This window comes from Xanthomonas sp. LMC-A-07 (assembly GCF_030208825.1).
Lineage (GTDB): Bacteria > Pseudomonadota > Gammaproteobacteria > Xanthomonadales > Xanthomonadaceae > Xanthomonas > Xanthomonas campestris.
In genome coordinates this window covers 63,834-78,677 of the sequence record NZ_JARVTF010000007.1, presented here as the reverse complement: position 1 = coordinate 78,677, position 14,844 = coordinate 63,834, and the positions used below count along the sequence as shown (strand labels likewise).

The 14,844-nt window shown below is 68.2% G+C and carries 13 protein-coding genes; 4 read left to right on the top strand and 9 right to left on the bottom strand.

The annotated features are described in order from the left end of the window. Positions 1-26: 26 nt before the first annotated feature. From QRM89_RS07345 to QRM89_RS07315, 7 genes are all read right to left on the bottom strand, one after another. The gene (locus QRM89_RS07345) at positions 27-1,226 is read right to left on the bottom strand and encodes a Xaa-Pro peptidase family protein (protein WP_285447668.1); all 1,200 of its coding nucleotides are present in this window, start codon (positions 1,224-1,226) and stop codon (positions 27-29) included. After that, a complete protein-coding gene (locus QRM89_RS07340; RefSeq protein ID WP_285447667.1) occupies positions 1,223-2,818 on the bottom strand; it encodes an aldehyde dehydrogenase family protein in 1,596 nt (531 codons plus the stop codon). Before QRM89_RS07340 ends, QRM89_RS07345 begins: the two co-directional genes overlap by 4 nt. A gap of 186 nt (positions 2,819-3,004) precedes the next feature. Further along, complete coding sequence (locus QRM89_RS07335) at positions 3,005-3,913, bottom strand: dihydrodipicolinate synthase family protein (protein ID WP_068574129.1); 909 nt, start codon at positions 3,911-3,913, stop codon at positions 3,005-3,007. After that, the gene (locus tag QRM89_RS07330) at positions 3,910-5,223 is read right to left on the bottom strand and encodes an FAD/NAD(P)-binding oxidoreductase (RefSeq protein WP_258872877.1); all 1,314 of its coding nucleotides are present in this window, start codon (positions 5,221-5,223) and stop codon (positions 3,910-3,912) included. Before QRM89_RS07330 ends, QRM89_RS07335 begins: the two co-directional genes overlap by 4 nt. Then, positions 5,216-5,461: a 2Fe-2S iron-sulfur cluster-binding protein gene (locus tag QRM89_RS07325; RefSeq protein WP_075287654.1), complete on the bottom strand. Its 246-nt coding sequence runs from the start codon at positions 5,459-5,461 to the stop codon at positions 5,216-5,218. The genes QRM89_RS07330 and QRM89_RS07325 overlap by 8 nt, the downstream gene beginning before the upstream one ends. Continuing rightward, positions 5,458-6,687 carry an FAD-dependent oxidoreductase gene (locus QRM89_RS07320; RefSeq protein ID WP_116923275.1) on the bottom strand — a complete coding sequence of 410 codons (1,230 nt, stop codon included), beginning with the start codon at positions 6,685-6,687 and terminating at the stop codon, positions 5,458-5,460. Before QRM89_RS07320 ends, QRM89_RS07325 begins: the two co-directional genes overlap by 4 nt. Beyond that, positions 6,687-7,625, bottom strand: coding sequence for a proline racemase family protein (locus QRM89_RS07315; protein WP_285447666.1), 939 nt, complete (start codon positions 7,623-7,625; stop codon positions 6,687-6,689). Before QRM89_RS07315 ends, QRM89_RS07320 begins: the two co-directional genes overlap by 1 nt. Before the next feature lie 161 nt (positions 7,626-7,786). Here QRM89_RS07315 and QRM89_RS07310 point away from each other — a divergent pair, with 161 nt between their 5' ends. From QRM89_RS07310 to QRM89_RS07295, 4 genes are all read left to right on the top strand, one after another. Then, the gene (locus QRM89_RS07310; protein WP_011037558.1) at positions 7,787-8,503 is read left to right on the top strand and encodes an AraC family transcriptional regulator; all 717 of its coding nucleotides are present in this window, start codon (positions 7,787-7,789) and stop codon (positions 8,501-8,503) included. 161 nt (positions 8,504-8,664) lie between these two features. After that, entirely contained in the window at positions 8,665-10,269 is a 1,605-nt protein-coding gene (ftsY, locus tag QRM89_RS07305) for a signal recognition particle-docking protein FtsY (RefSeq protein WP_228426934.1), read from the top strand. A gap of 486 nt (positions 10,270-10,755) precedes the next feature. Next, entirely contained in the window at positions 10,756-11,826 is a 1,071-nt protein-coding gene (gene mutY, locus QRM89_RS07300; RefSeq protein WP_228436756.1) for an A/G-specific adenine glycosylase, read from the top strand. Between the two features lie 153 nt (positions 11,827-11,979). Then, the gene (locus QRM89_RS07295) at positions 11,980-12,258 is read left to right on the top strand and encodes an oxidative damage protection protein (protein ID WP_011037561.1); all 279 of its coding nucleotides are present in this window, start codon (positions 11,980-11,982) and stop codon (positions 12,256-12,258) included. Positions 12,259-12,397: 139 nt separating this feature from the next. Here the strand turns inward: QRM89_RS07295 and QRM89_RS07290 are convergent, their stop codons facing one another. Then, on the bottom strand, positions 12,398-12,862 hold the full coding sequence (locus QRM89_RS07290) for a DUF6491 family protein (RefSeq protein WP_161960393.1): 465 nt from the start codon (positions 12,860-12,862) through the stop codon (positions 12,398-12,400). 135 nt (positions 12,863-12,997) lie between these two features. Then, positions 12,998-14,620: a hybrid sensor histidine kinase/response regulator gene (locus tag QRM89_RS07285; RefSeq protein WP_285447665.1), complete on the bottom strand. Its 1,623-nt coding sequence runs from the start codon at positions 14,618-14,620 to the stop codon at positions 12,998-13,000. Positions 14,621-14,844 lie beyond the last annotated feature (224 nt).

The window sequence follows — 14,844 nt, the reverse complement described above, 5'->3', positions numbered from 1 at the left end:
CCAGCGCACTGCGCGCGTGTGCTGGCTCATGCAAACGGTTGATCGATCGCCACCGACGGCGGCGTGAACCACTGCGCCCCGGTGTCGGTGACATAGAAATGGTCTTCCAGGCGCACACCGAACGCGCCCGGCACCACGATCATTGGTTCGTTGCTGGCGCACATGCCCGGCTGCAATGGCTGGCGATTGCCGCGCACCAGGTACGGCGCTTCGTGGATCGCCAGGCCGCAGCCATGGCCGGTGCGGTGCGGCAACCCGGGCAAGCGGTAATCCGGCCCCAACCCGGCCGCCTGCAACACCGCGCGCGCCGCCTGGTCAACCGCCTCGCACGCCACGCCCGGGCGCACCGCGGCAAACGCGGCCGCCTGCGCGGCCAGTTCCAGCTCCCAGATGCGCTGCTGCGCGTCGCTGGGCGTGCCGTAGATCCAGGTACGGGTGATGTCGGAATGGTAGCCCTGCACGGTGCAGCCGGTATCGATCAACACCAGCTCGCCGGCCCGCAGATGCTGCACGCCGGGGATGCCATGCGGAAATGCGGTGGCATGGCCAAACTGCACGATGCAAAAAGTGGAGCCGTTGTCGGCACCCAGCGCGCGGTGCGCTTCGTCGATGAAGCGCACCAGTTGGTCGGTGCCGATGCCTTCGTGCGCAATGCCGGCGGCCAGCCGCTGCACCAGTAGCGTCATGTCGCAGGCCTGCTGCATCAACGCCAGCTCCGCCGGCGACTTGCACATGCGGCAGCCATCGATGATGGCGCCGGCATCGCGGATCGCGGTGCCCAGGTGCGCCCGCAAACCGGTGTGCACCGCAAAGGCGATGCCCGGGTCCAGCGCCAGGGCATGTGCATGCTGCTCATCCATGGCCTGCACCACCAGCGCATACGGGTCTTCGTGCTCTTCCCACAGGCGCTTGCGCACCGGGAGTTGCAGCACCGCATCCAGTGAGCCTTCTTCAAAGGCCGGGCAGATCAGCACCGGGTCGCCCTCGGTAGTGAGCAACAGCGCCACCAGCCGCTCGCTGGCGCCCCACGGCACGCCGCTGAAATAGCGCAACGAAGTGCCTGCGCCGATCAGCAAGGCATCCACGCCCTGCGCGCGCATCAGCATGCGTGCGCGCTCGATACGCTGCTGGTATTCGTCCGCGCCGATCGGCGCTGCCCGCTGCGTCCACGGCGCGAGCTGCGCACGGGCCTGGTCCAGCGACATCCCGCCGATCTGCGTGCTCATGCATGCGCCCCGAGGTCGGCGCTGCTCCACTGCCCATCCACCAGACGCGCGACGCCGCCCGGGTTGCGCTGGCGCAGCTCCACCGGCAGCAGCGCATCCGGCACGGCGTCATAGCTGTGCAAGGCGGCAAACCGGCGGATTGCACCCGGCATGCCCACAGCGGTGAAGCCCGGATGCCCGGTGCTGGGGAACGGCCCACCATGATTCTGCGCGGCACTTACCGCCACGCCGGTCGGCATCTTGCTGTTGATCAGCCGGCCCACGCGTGTGCGCAGCACCGGCGCGATCTGTTGCCAGGCGGCATCGTCACCGCCATCGCTGGCGCGGTACAGCGTGCCGGTGAGGTTGCCTTCGAATGCGGCGGCCACCTGCGCCATCTGGGCGCTGTCGCGCGTGCGCACCAGCAGGCTCACCGGGCCAAAGGCTTCAGTCTGCAGCGCGTGCGGCGCGGCGATGAAGGCGTCTGCTTCCACGCTGAGCAAGGTTGGCGCATAGCGGTAGCCGCCCTCGCCTGCCGTTGCCCCGGCCAGCACCTGGGCACCGGCCGCGCGCAAGGTCTCCACGCCGCGCTGCACGCCATCCACGCCGCCTTGCGAAAACAGCACCATCGGTGCGGCGCCGGCAAAGTGCGCGGTGGCCGCGGCCACCAGTGCATCGCCCGCCTCGCCGTGAGGCACCACCAGCACGCCGGGATTGGTGCAGAACTGGCCGCTGCCCAGCGTGCACGAGGCGAAGAATTCCTGTGCCAGTGCGGCGCCGCGTTCGGCTACCGCGCCGAGCAGCAGGAACACCGGGTTGACGCTGGACAACTCGGCGTAGAACGGCACGCCGGCGGCATCGGCGGCGGCCTTCAGCGCCAGGCCACCGGCACGGCTGCCGGTGAAACCAATCGCACCCAGCCGTGCATCGCCGGCCAGTCGCAGGCCAAGCGCGTTGTCGAAGTGATACAGCAACTGCACCGCCGCGGCCGGCAGCCCGGCAGTCAACAGCGCCTGATGCGCCAGCTCGGCCATGCGCTGGCTGGTGGCCGGATGCAGCGGATGCGCCTTGGCGATCACCGGATTGCGCGCCGCGATCGCCGAGGCGAAGTCGCTGCCGGCAATCGCGTTGAACGCAAACGGGAAGTTATTCGGCCCGAACACCAGCACCGGCTTGCCCAGCGGCGCCAGATGCGAGCGCAGATCGGCAGCGGTATCGATGATGGGGTGCGTCCAGCTATAGCTGCGCACGGCCTGGGCGGCCTGGCGTAGCTGCCCGCTGGTACGCGGCAGTTCGTTGCCGCGCAAACGCGTGGGCGCCGGCAGTGCGGTCTCGGCATGGGCCAGCGCCACCAGCGTGTCGGCATCGGCGTCCAGCGCATCCGCGTACGCGTCCAGAAATGCAGCGATCCGTTCAGCCGGAGCGGCGGCAAGTTCGGCAGCCACCGCGTGCGCCGCCGCAACGGCGGTGTCGATGTCGCCGGCACCGCTGACCGGGAACTGAGGCCCGATCGCCTCGCCGGTGGTGGGGTCGGCAGCGCGAAAACTGCCGGCGGCATCGCGGCTGGCTTGCCATTGGCCGGCCAGCAGCACGGGTTGGAGAGTCTGGGTCATCGCAGCACCTTCGGTTGCGTGGAAGCGCCCGCACGCAGCACGGGCGATCGAACAGCGGATGAGGGTAACGCGCCTGCGACGTCCCACCCGTTTGATCCATGGACCACTACCGGCACCGGCTCATCCAGCGCAGCACGCACGGCGGCTGCGCTAAACAAACACCAGCGCGACGGCAACGGCGCGTGCTCAGTGCAGGCTGGGCGCCGTGGCGATGGCGTGGTCGATCACCTTCAGCGCTGCCTCGCGCTCGGCACCGTCCACCACCAGGCGTGGCGCACGGACACGTTCGCTGCCCAGGCCCACCTTTTCCTGCACCAGTTTGATCAGCTGCACGAACTTGGGCACGGTGTCCAGGCGCAGCAGCGGCAGGAACCAGTCGTACAGTTCCTTGGCCGCCGGGTAGCCGCCGTCGCGCGCCAGCTCGAACAGGCGCACCGACTCCTTCGGATACGCATTGACCAGGCCGGCGATCCAGCCCTTGGCGCCCATGCTGAGGCCTTCGACGATGGCATCGTCCATGCCGACCAGCAGCGCGAGACGATCGCCCAGCAATTCCTGCAGCGCGGCGAAGCGGCGCACATCGCCGGAAGATTCCTTTACTGCCTGCAGATTGGGGAATTCGGCCGCCAGCTCGGCGATCTGTGCCGGGCCGAAATCGGTCTTGTAGGCCACCGGGTTGTTGTAGAGGATCACCGGCAGATCGGTGGCCGCGATCACCGCACGCACATGCGCGCCCATCTCGCGCCAGTCGGTGGAATACACGTACGGCGGCAACACCATCAGCCCGCCGCAGCCCAGTTCCTTTGCCGCCTTTGCCAGCGCCACCGCCTCGCCCGTGGCCAGGCTGGCGATGCCCGGCACCACCGGCACGCGGCCGTTCAAGGCCGTCACCAGCGTCTTGAGGATGGCGAGCTTGTCGTCCACGCTCAAGGTGGCCGCTTCGCCCAGCGAGCCCAGCGGCACGATCGCGGTGCAACCGGCGTCCACCAGCTGATTGGCATGCTTGGCCAGGAAGTCGTGGTCGATGTCGCCGTTGGCGGTGAACGGGGTGGTGATGGCCGGCAACACGCCGTGCCAGAACGCAGCAATGCTCATGGATGATTCCCTTGCGAGTCGGAAGTGAAGGAGTCGGCCAGCGCCGCGAGGCGGACCGGGAACAACGGCGGCCGGCGGCCGGCGTCGGTGGAAAGTGCGGGCAGGCAGCGGCCCAGTTCGGCCAGCGCGGTGCCGCAGATGCGGCCCTGGCAGGCGCCCATGCCGCAGCGCGAGGCCAACTTCGCATCGCGTGCATCGTTGAAGGGGTCCAGCGCGCCCAGCGGCACGTCTTCGCAGCGGCACACCAGCGTGTCCGGTTGGGCCAGGCGGTGAATGCGCGGATCAAGCGCGAAGTGCTGCTGCAACAGGGCGGCGAAGGCACGCGCCTTGAGCCGTTGCGGTTGCAGGTGCTGCGCTGCGTCCGGCCCGTCGGCGGCCATGTGCCCGGCCATCGCACCTTCGATCAACGCGCAATCGCGCCCGCCGATCCCGCAGGCTTCGCCGGCAGCAAATATTTGGGCCACGCTGGTGCGCAGCAGCGCATCCACCTGCACCTGCTGGTGTGCACCGCACGGCTCCAGCTGGCAGCCCAGCAACTGCGCCAGTTCGACATTCGGCACCAGCCCGTACCCCACTGCGAGCTGATCGCAGGCCATGCGGCTGCGCCCGGCAGGGCCGTCGACCTCGACTTCGCGCAACTGGGTGTCGCCATGTGCCGCAACCACCACGCTGCCGCTGCGGTAAGCCACCGCATGCAGCTGCAGCCGCAGTGCCACCGCCTGCGCGGCCTTGCCCGGCCAGTGCCACAACTGCAGCGCGAAGCCGCGCAGCGCCGCCGCGCTGGCTTGTTCGTGAATCCCCAGCACCTGCGCGCCGTGCCGCTGCAAGGTGGCCGCGCTGGCCAGCAGCAACGGCCCGCTGCCGGCCACCAGCACACGCTTGCCGCGCACCGGCCAACCTTGCTTGGTCAGCGCTTGCGCCGCACCGGCGCCGGTCACGCCGGGCAGCGTCCAGCCGGGGAACGGCAGCATCAGTTCCCGCGCGCCGGTGGCCAGCACCAGCGCGGCGTAATGCAGTTGCACGCTGCCCTGCGCGCCGTCCGCCAACAGCCAGCCCGGTTGCGCCAGCACGATCTGCAGCCCAGTGAGCAGCGTGATCGCCGCATCGCCGGCCACCTGCGCCAGCAGCGTGCGTGCATCGGCCGGCGCACCGTGCTGCACGTCACTGCGCCACACCTGCCCGCCGGCGCGCGGCTGCGCATCCACCACGCCCACCTGCACGCCGTGGCTGGCGGCCGCCCGTGCCGCCGCCAGCCCGGCCGGGCCAGCGCCGATCACCAACACATCGAAATGGCGCACGCGCTCAGCCATCGGTACGCACCTGCATGCCATCGCGCGCGTCCACCATGCACGCACGTTGCTGGCCGATGCCGTCGATGCGCACCCGGCACTCGAAGCACACGCCCATGCCGCACAGCGGTGCGCGCGGCTGACCGCTCGCCGACTGGCGAAACTGCAGCGTTGCCTGCGCCACGGCGGCCGCAACACTGGCGCCCAGCGGCACCTCCACCGGCTGCGCATCCACATGCAGGCGCACCGTGCCGCTCATGCCGCCACGCCCTGTACCGCGCGCGCGGGCGCATAGGGCGCCGGGTCGATCGCCGGTGTGCGCCCGAGCAGGCTGTCCACGATCACCCGTGCGCTCCCCAGCGCCGTGGTGACCCCCAAGCCCTCGTGGCCGGCCGCCACCCACACATCGCGCCGGCCCGGCACGGGCCCCAGGTACGGCCGGCCATCCGCGGTGGCCGGGCGCAGGCCGGTCCACACCCGGATCGCCTGCAGCTCGCGCAGTACCGGCAAATACGCGAAGGCGCGTTGCAGCATCTGCTGCAGGATCGGCATCGACAGCGTGCGGTCGTCCGCGCCGTATTGGCGCGAGGAGCCGATCAGGATCTGCCCGGTCGGCCGCGGTTGCACATTGAAGGCCACGCTGCTGTCGTCGGCGCCATGTGCGGAATCCGCATAGCCCAGTTCCAGCAACTGATGCCGGATCAGGCCCGGATGGCGGTCGGTGATCACCAGATGGCCCTTGCGCGGGCGCAGCGCCAGTTCGGGCAGCAAGGCGGGCAAGGCGACGCCGCTGGCGACCAGCACCGGGCCGGCCAGCACCTGCCCATCGTCCAGACGCACGCCGCCGGCCTGCAGCTGCTCGACCTTGCGGCCGGCAAACAAGTGCGCGCCTGCGGTGCAAGCCAGGCTCACCAGATGCCGCGCCACCCGCGGCGGATACACCACCGCCTCGTCAGGTACACGCATGCCACCGGCCAGGCCGGGCACCAGGTGTGGTTCCAGCGCGTAGAGCTGCGTGGCATCGATCGCTTCGGCACGCAGGTCGGCGGCGGCCAGCCGCGCAATCTTGGCCGGCACCGCTGCCAGTTCGCGCGCATCGCGGGCCACCCACAGCGTGCCGCACCGGCTGAATTCGGCCTCGCTCAATTCGGCAAACCGCTCCCACAGGCGCAGCGAATACGCCGATAAGGCCAGCTCGGCGGGGTCGTCGTCCATCGCCACCAAGTGCCCCATCGCCGCGGCGGTGGAGCCACCGCCGATCGGCCCCGGTTCCACGATCGCCACGCGCAAGCCCTCGGCGGCGGCGGCCTCCGCGCAGGCCGCGCCAACGATGCCGGCGCCGACCACGATCAGGTCGTAGCTGCGGCGCGTTGAAGCGGCGGTGGCGTGCGTGTCGCCATGTAATGGCTGCGCGGCTTCGGGCACGGCAGTCGCCGCAGCAGGCGCTGCGCCGGTACCGCCCTGCGCGCGCGGTGGCGGCTGCATCAGGCCACGATGCCCCAGGCGAACGGGTCGGCCGGATCGATCAGCAGTTGCGACCGCGCGGTGATGAACGCGTGCCCGCTGATCCGTGGCGCAATGCCACGCCCGCTGTGCCGGAAGCTGCCTTCGAATGCACTGCCCAGGATGCCTTGCTGCAGCCAGCGCTCGCCTTCGGCCAGCTTGCCGTCGGCCGCCAGGCAGGCCAGCTTCGCACTGGTGCCGGTGCCGCACGGCGAGCGGTCGTAGGCCAGGCCGGGGCACAGCACGAAGTTGCGTGCCGCGCCGCTGCCGTCCGGGGCCACGCCGCTGATCTCGATATGGTCGATCTCCCCACCCGCCTCGCCGGTGATGCCGGCCGCTTCCAGGGCCAGGCGGATCGCTTCGGTGTAGGCAGTGAGTTCGCGCTGCTGGGCCAGGCCCAACGCGCACGGCGCCTGCTCGGTGATGAAGAACCAATTGCCGCCCCAGGCCACGTCGCCGCGCACGCGGCCATGCCCGGGCACGTCCACTTCCACGTCGGCGGCGTGGCGGTAGCTTTCGACGTTGTCGATCGACACCGTGCCGTCGTCGGTCAGCGCCACGCCCACCGTGCCTACCGGCGTCTCGATGCGGTGCTGCCCCGGCGCGATGCGGCCCAGTTCGGCCAGCGTGCGCACCACGCCGATGGTGCCGTGCCCGCACATGCCCAGGTAGCCGACGTTGTTGAAGAAGATCACCCCGGTGCAGGCGCTCGGGTCGCGCGGCGGCAGCAACAAGGCGCCGACCATGGTGTCCGAGCCGCGCGGCTCGCAGGCAATGGCACTGCGCCAGTGGTCGAAGTCGCTGCGGAAGCGCTCGCGGCACTGCGCCAGGTCGCCATCGCCTAGGTCGGGGAAGCCGGACAGGACCACGCGGGTCGGTTCGCCTGCGGTATGGGAGTCGATGACGTCGATGGTGTGCATGCCGCCATGCTCCCATCCAGGGCGCGCGGGCGACTAGCGCGCAATGCGAGGCGCAAATGCGGAAATCCGCACAATCGCCAACCTGATTCACAGCCGCGCGTTTGCGCTAGGATCGGCGTCGGGCCGCGCCTTTCGCGCGACCGTCAAATGCGACCGCCACGATGACTCCGATGGACCTCAACCTGCCCGCGCTGGAAATGCAGACGTTGTTCGACGCGCTGCCGGATGTGGTGTTCTTCATCAAGGATGGCGAAGGCCGCTACACCCATTGCAACCTCACCCTGGTGCGCCGGCTCGGGCGCAAGCTGCGCAGCGAGATCATCGGCCGCTCGCCGCTGGAGGTGTTCCCGCTGCCGCTGGGTGGCAGCTACATGATGCAGGACCGCCGCGTGCTGTGTGGCGAGCTCATCGACAACCAGCTGGAAGTGCACCTGTATCCCAATCGCCTGCCGGGTTGGTGCCTCACCTTCAAGCGCCCGCTGTGCGAAGGCGACGAGGTGATTGGCGTGGTCGGCATTTCGCGCGATCTTGGTCAGCCGGACAGCCGTCACTCGGCGTACGAGCGCCTGAGCCAGGTGATGGACCACATGCAGGCCAACTTCGGCGACAACCTGCGCGTGCAGGCGCTGGCCGACCTGGCCGGGTTGTCGGTGGCGCAGCTGGAACGGCATTTCCGTCGCGTGTTCCAGGTGACGCCGCAGCAACTGCTGACCAAGTTGCGCATCGAATCGGCGATGCGCCTGCTGTACGGCGACGACAGCATTGCCAGTATCGGCCAGCGCTGCGGCTTTGCCGACCAGAGCGCATTCGCGCGGCAATTCAAGGCCACGGTGGGCATGACCCCGCGCGACTACCGGGCGCTGAAAGGCCAGCTCTAAGACCGCAGCAGCACGCCGTGAGGGCGTCTGCCGCAGATGCAGAATTCGGCAGGATTACAGCCGGGCCGCGAGGCCCGTGGTGCTGGCTGCGCTGAAGGACGCGTCAAGGGCCGAACCGGGCCCGGATGGTAGAATTCCGCGTTTCCCCTACTGCGTTGCCAATGGCCAGCTTCTTCCGTCGCAACAAGCCAACCACGCCCGACAGCTCGCGGACCTCGCGCTACAGCCTGGAAGAACTGGCAGCCGCATTCCCCACGGCGCCATCGGCTGCCACGCCAGCCGCTCCGCCCGCGCCCACCCAGACACCGCCTGCCAGCGCGCCGACCACACCGGTCGCGCCGGTTGCAGCGCCCAGCACGCCGGCTGCAGAAACGCCAACGCCAACAGCGCCGGCCGCACCCGCTGAACAACTGGCGCAGGACATCGCCGCACGCACCGGGCAGGCGCAGAGCATTGCCGCGGTACCCAGCGCACCCACGCCGCCGCCAGCCGCTGCGCCCTCGGCGCTGCAGGCATTGCCGGATCCGGTTGCGCCGAGCGCGCCGGCCACCGCCACGCCCGTCGTTGTGGTGCCTACGCCGCAGCCGCTGCCACAGGCCGCACCTGCTGCACCGCTGCAAGCGCCGACCCCGGCAGTCACGCCAGCCACGCCGGTAGCCACGCCGCAGGTGGCGGTACCGCCCGTAGTGACTGCACCGGCTGCGCCTGCGGTGCCTGCAGCGACACCGCTCGCCGCATACGCGCCAGTCACGGCAGCGCCCCTGGTCACCACACCGGTGGCTGCGCCCACGCAGGTCGTGCAGGACAGCGGCATCGACACGCGCGACAGCCTGCCTGCCGCGCCGGCCGGCAAGCCGGGCTGGCGCGAGCGCCTGCGCAACAGCACCTTTGCGCGCAGCTTTGGCGGCCTGTTCTCCCGTAACCCCAAGCTCGACGACGACCTGCTCGACGAGATCGAGACCGCACTGATCACCGCCGACGTCGGCATCGGCGCCACCACCGCGCTGGTCGAAGGCCTGCGCAAGCGCATGAAGTCGCGCGAGTTCGTCGATGCCCAGGCCATGTTCAAGGCCTTGCGCGCCGACCTCATCGCACTGCTGCAGCCGGTCTCCAAGCCGCTGGTGATCGACCGCTCGGTCAAGCCGTTCGTGGTGCTGACCGTCGGCGTCAACGGCGTCGGCAAGACCACTACCATCGGCAAGCTCGCCAAGCGCTTCAAGGACGACGGCCACAGCCTGATGCTGGCCGCCGGCGACACCTTCCGTGCCGCCGCGGTGGCCCAGCTGCAGGCATGGGGCGATCGCAACGGCGTGGCCGTGATTGCGCAGGGACAGAACGCCGATGCCGCTTCGGTGGCGTTCGACGCGCTGCAGGCCGCCAAGGCCCGTGGCACCGAAGTGCTGATCGCCGATACCGCTGGCCGCCTGCACACGCAGACCGGGCTGATGAACGAGCTGGGCAAGATCCGCCGTGTGCTCGGCAAGATCGATGCCGCCGCGCCACACGAAGTGCTGATGGTCATCGACGGCACCACCGGCCAGAACGCCATCTCGCAGTTGCGCCAGTTCCACGCCGCAGTCGGCGTCACCGGCCTGGTGGTGACCAAGCTCGATGGCACCGCCAAGGGCGGCGTGGTATTTGCGCTGGCCCGCGAGTTCGGCATTCCGATCCGTTTTGCCGGTATCGGCGAGCGCCCGGAAGACCTGCGCGTATTCGACCCGGAAGCGTTTGTCGATGCGCTGCTGCCAGAAGCGCTGGGCAGCTGATTCCACGCCTGCTGCAGTGCTGCACGCATGCAGCACTGGCGCTGGGGTCCAGATGGCTGCGCGGATGCATTCACCGCGCTGCGTCTGCACGGGCCAGGCGTGGCTGCGGGATCGCGCTAAAGCGGCCACCTTCAGCCGTTGCAGCGGGAGGCGCTGCGGGAGGCGCCTCTGGCGCAGCGCAGGTTTGCCATCTGCAGCGCGTGATCGACCCTGCAGCGCCTGATCGACAAAGTACCGGCGTGGCAGTGCCATCAAGGGCGGCCGGATGTGCAGTTAGCTGCATTGCGCGATGCCTATCCACCCTGCAAACACGCACCTTGCTGCGCTGTTGAGTGCCGAGATCAAGCCACCGACGCCTACACTGCACAGCGGCGGCATTGCGTATCAGCTCGCACGAAGCACGCAGCCGCATGCGGGATGAAGTCACCGCCCCGCTTGTGCACACCAACCGCTTTGACCCTTCGCCTTCCCACGCCAGCAGACCCCATGCCCGCACCTGCCACGCTCACCACCGATGCGTTTGTCGACCGCCTGCTGCACTGGTTCGACGGTCACGGCCGGCACGACCTGCCCTGGCAGCATCCGCGCGCGCCCTACCGGGTGTGGTTGTCGGAAATCATGTTGCAGCAGACCCAGGTGGCGGTGGTGATCCCGTACTTCCAGAAGTTCGTCGCCAGCTTCCCCACCCTGGCCGATCTGGCCGCCGCCGACAACGACACGGTGATGGCGCACTGGGCCGGGCTGGGTTACTACGCGCGTGCTCGCAACCTGCATGCCGCCGCCAAGCAGTGCGTGGCCTTGCATGCAGGCGAGTTGCCGCGCGATTTCGATGCGCTGCTGGCGCTGCCCGGCATCGGCCGCAGCACCGCCGGCGCGATCCTCAGCCAGGCCTGGAACGACCGCTTTCCAATCATGGATGGCAACGTCAAACGCGTACTCACGCGCATCCACGGCATTGCCGGCTATCCCGGCGTGCCGGTCGTGGAAAAACAGCTATGGCAGCTGGCGGCGAACCATGTCGCACACGTGCCTGCCGCCCGCCTGGCCGACTACACGCAGGCGCAGATGGATTTCGGCGCCACGCTGTGCACGCGCGCCAGACCGGCGTGCATGGTGTGCCCGCTGCAGGACAACTGCGTGGCGCGCCGCGAAGGCCTGGTAGAGGCACTGCCCACGCCCAAGCCCGGCAAGCAATTGCCCGAGCGCGAGGCCACTGCGCTACTGCTGGAAAACGCGCACAACGAGATCCTGCTGCAACGCCGCCCGCCCACCGGCATCTGGGCGTCGCTGTGGACGCTGCCACAAGCCGAAACCGACAGCGCGCTGCGTGAGTGGTTCGCCGCGCATATCGATGGCGATTACGACCGTGCCGACGAAATGCCGATGATCGTGCACACCTTCAGCCACTACCGCCTGCACCTGCAGCCACTGCGTCTGCGCAAGGTCGCGCTGCGCCAGATGCTGCGCGACAACGACGACCTGCGTTGGGTGGCACACGCAGACCTTGCAACGCTGGGTCTGCCGGCGCCGATCCGCAAATTGCTCGACGCGTTATAAACGCGCGCCGCACGACAACCACGTGCGCAGGCAACCGCGGCTCGGCTTTGACAGGACACGGGCTTACACTGCCACTCCAGCGCACCGTGTGCTGGTTGAGCCCTGCACACCTGCATCGCCCACACCACGCGCGCCCCATACAAGGAACTTTGCATGTCCCGCACCGTGTTCTGCCAGTACCAGCAATGCGACACCGAAGGCCTGGATTTTGCGCCGTATCCGGGCGAGCTCGGCCAGCGCATCTTCGCGCAGATTGGCAAGGCTGGCTGGCAAGCCTGGCTTGCGCACCAGACCATGCTGATCAACGAAAACCGGCTCTCGCCGCGCGATCCCAAGCACCGCGCCTTCCTCGAAGCGGAATTGCAGAAGTTCCTTTTCGAACGCAATGCCGACAAGCCAGAAGGGTATGTGGATCCGCTGGGTGAAGAGTGAGCGCGGCAATGCGCTGATTGGCTACAGCGTGCGTTTGGCGCGGTATTGCGCGCATGTTCGCGCCAAGGCGCTGTGGTGCATCGCCACTGCCGCCGACCAGCGGGCCGACATCATGACTCGCCGGAGTAGGCGCCCACGCTCACTCCTGCGGAGCCTGTTCGGCTTCCGCCTCCGTGCGCTCCTGCATCCTGGCCTCGCGTAGTTGTTTCTCCGAGGCACGGATCGCCTTGACATCGAGCGGGCGAATCGTCTCGATGCGGCACGGAATACGGATCATCCCCGGGCCACCGAGCGCAATCACATTGTCGAAGCGCGCACTCACCTGACCAAAGCGCTGCGTGATCGCAATGGCCGGCGCATACCCGAGCTCGTTGCAGCTCGCGCGCAGTTCCAGCAAATACGCCTGATTGGGGCGCGTCCACACCGCCAACGCGCTGCCGCCCAATGCGGTCCAGCCGGCCAGGCTGTTGCCATAGCGGAAATCGCGCACCGGCGCACCGGCGTTGGCGCGGTACAGCTGCAGGCGCTCCTCGTCAGACAGGCGCCCGGTGGCGCAGCCAACCAGACTCAGCAGCGCAATGACCACCCAAATGAATTTGTGCATGGGACACCTCGGCAATGACGCCTGAGCATGCCCCGCCGGATGTCATGCCTGGCTGAAAGTGCGCGCGTGCCCGGCCACGCGTTCACGGATGGGCCACTGCCGGGCACTCCAGGCCACACCGGCACCTGCACGTATTCAACCAACGCCGGTGGGGCCATCCAGCAACATGCGGATGCGCTTGAGCAATTCCTTCTGCGTGTACGGCTTGTTGACCACATCGAACTCCGCACCGCCCACATCGGTGCGCTGGATGCTGGCATCGGCATAGCCGGTGGTGAGCAGCACCTTGATCTTGGGCAGCATCCGCCGTGCTTCGCGTGCCAGCACCACGCCATTCATGCCGCCCGGCATGATCAGGTCGGTGAACAAGGCGTCCACTTCCGGATGCTGCTCCAGCACCTCGATTGCTTCGCGCCCGCTCGACGCGGACAGCGCGCGATAACCGGCGCCTTCCAGGAACATCTTGGCCACCACCGCCACGTCATCCTTGTCTTCCACGATCAGGATGGTTTCGTTGCCGCCCTTGTCCAGGGCGCGGTTCTTGGTGGACGGCAGCGCGTTTTCGTAATCGCTGGAGGCGGGGAAATACAGCCGCACCGTGGTGCCTTCGCCCACTTCGCTGTAGATGCGCACGGTGCCGCCGGATTGCTTGACGAAGCCATACACCATCGACAAGCCCAGGCCGGTGCCCTGCCCCTCTTCCTTGGTGGTGAAGAACGGTTCCATGACCCGGCTCACCACTTCCGGCGGCATGCCCGAGCCGCTGTCGGTCACCGCAATACTCACGTAGCGGCCCGGCGCGAGCTGGTGATACATCGACAGATCGTGGCTAGTGATCTCCACATTCTGCGTCTGCACCATCACTTCCTTGCGCTCGGCATTGGCCATGGCGTCGCGTGCGTTGATCAGCACGTTCAACAGCGCCACTTCCGCCTGCGTCGTGTCGATCTGGCAATTCCACAGCCGTTCTTCCAGCGCCTGACGCAAGCTGATGCCGCCCCCCAGGGCGCGCTCGGCCATGTTGTTCATGCCCGACACCAGGCCGTTGAGATTCACCACCCGGCCACGCAGTTTCTGCTTGCGCGAAAACGCCAGCAATTGCTGGGTCAAGGTCGCGGCCTTGGCCGCTGCCGCGGCGGCGTGCTCCGCGCTGACCGCGATGCGATCGGGGCTGCCGCTGCCGTTGCTGACCATCATCTGGATGAATTCCAGATGCCCGGACATCACCTGCAGCAGATTGTTGAAGTCGTGCGCAATGCCGCCGGTGAGCTGGCCCAGCGCTTCCATCTTCTGCGCCTGGCGCAAGGCATCTTCGGCATCACGGCGGCGGCTGACGTCCAGCTGCGAGCCAAAGAAGTACACCAGCTTGCCGGTGTCATCGAAGACCGGAGAAACGAACAGCGCATTCCAGAATGTCGAGCCGTCCTTGCGGTAATTCAGCACTTCAGTGGCGAATTCGCGGCGGTTGTCGATGGCGTCACGCACATCGGCCACGGCCTGGCGATCGGTCTCCGGGCCCTGCAGGAAGCGGCAGTTGTTGCCAATGATTTCGTCGGCAGCGTACCCGGTCATTTCCAGGAAGGCCCGGTTGGCGAACACGATCGGGTTATCCGGCAGGTATGGGTCGGTCACCGTCATCGGCATGCGCGTGGTTTCCACCGCAGCAAAGAAGATGTCCGAGCGATGCTTGCTGACCGGAAGCGTCTGCGATTCGCCAATCAATGGCGCCCGTGGCTCTCCGTAACCGGGATCGTTCAAGTGCGTGCTCTCCGCGGGGCCATTCCCGTGGCGCTAGTTTAGACGAGCCCGGTGAGGCCCCCATCACATCCGTGAGCCTTTCCAGACCGGCAAATGACCGCGATGCAACCTTTGATTGCGGCCGAACGTAGCTGCGCCCGGGTGACTGCCCGGCGCCCTCGCTGCGGAGCGTGTGGACTGCCGCAATGCAGACAAATTGCCGGTCTTGCCCGGCGCGCGGCAAC

What these genes read in the sequence shown, in the direction of transcription:
- QRM89_RS07345 (WP_285447668.1), bottom strand. Translation starts at nt 1,226, where the DNA reads ATGAGCACGCAGATCGGCGGGATGTCGCTGGACCAGGCCCGTGCGCAG.
- QRM89_RS07340 (WP_285447667.1), bottom strand. Translation starts at nt 2,818, where the DNA reads ATGACCCAGACTCTCCAACCCGTGCTGCTGGCCGGCCAATGGCAAGCC.
- QRM89_RS07335 (WP_068574129.1), bottom strand. Translation starts at nt 3,913, where the DNA reads ATGAGCATTGCTGCGTTCTGGCACGGCGTGTTGCCGGCCATCACCACC.
- QRM89_RS07330 (WP_258872877.1), bottom strand. Translation starts at nt 5,223, where the DNA reads ATGGCTGAGCGCGTGCGCCATTTCGATGTGTTGGTGATCGGCGCTGGC.
- QRM89_RS07325 (WP_075287654.1), bottom strand. Translation starts at nt 5,461, where the DNA reads ATGAGCGGCACGGTGCGCCTGCATGTGGATGCGCAGCCGGTGGAGGTG.
- QRM89_RS07320 (WP_116923275.1), bottom strand. Translation starts at nt 6,687, where the DNA reads ATGCAGCCGCCACCGCGCGCGCAGGGCGGTACCGGCGCAGCGCCTGCT.
- QRM89_RS07315 (WP_285447666.1), bottom strand. Translation starts at nt 7,625, where the DNA reads ATGCACACCATCGACGTCATCGACTCCCATACCGCAGGCGAACCGACC.
- QRM89_RS07310 (WP_011037558.1), top strand. Translation starts at nt 7,787, where the DNA reads ATGACTCCGATGGACCTCAACCTGCCCGCGCTGGAAATGCAGACGTTG.
- ftsY (WP_228426934.1), top strand. Translation starts at nt 8,665, where the DNA reads ATGGCCAGCTTCTTCCGTCGCAACAAGCCAACCACGCCCGACAGCTCG.
- mutY (WP_228436756.1), top strand. Translation starts at nt 10,756, where the DNA reads ATGCCCGCACCTGCCACGCTCACCACCGATGCGTTTGTCGACCGCCTG.
- QRM89_RS07295 (WP_011037561.1), top strand. Translation starts at nt 11,980, where the DNA reads ATGTCCCGCACCGTGTTCTGCCAGTACCAGCAATGCGACACCGAAGGC.
- QRM89_RS07290 (WP_161960393.1), bottom strand. Translation starts at nt 12,862, where the DNA reads ATGCACAAATTCATTTGGGTGGTCATTGCGCTGCTGAGTCTGGTTGGC.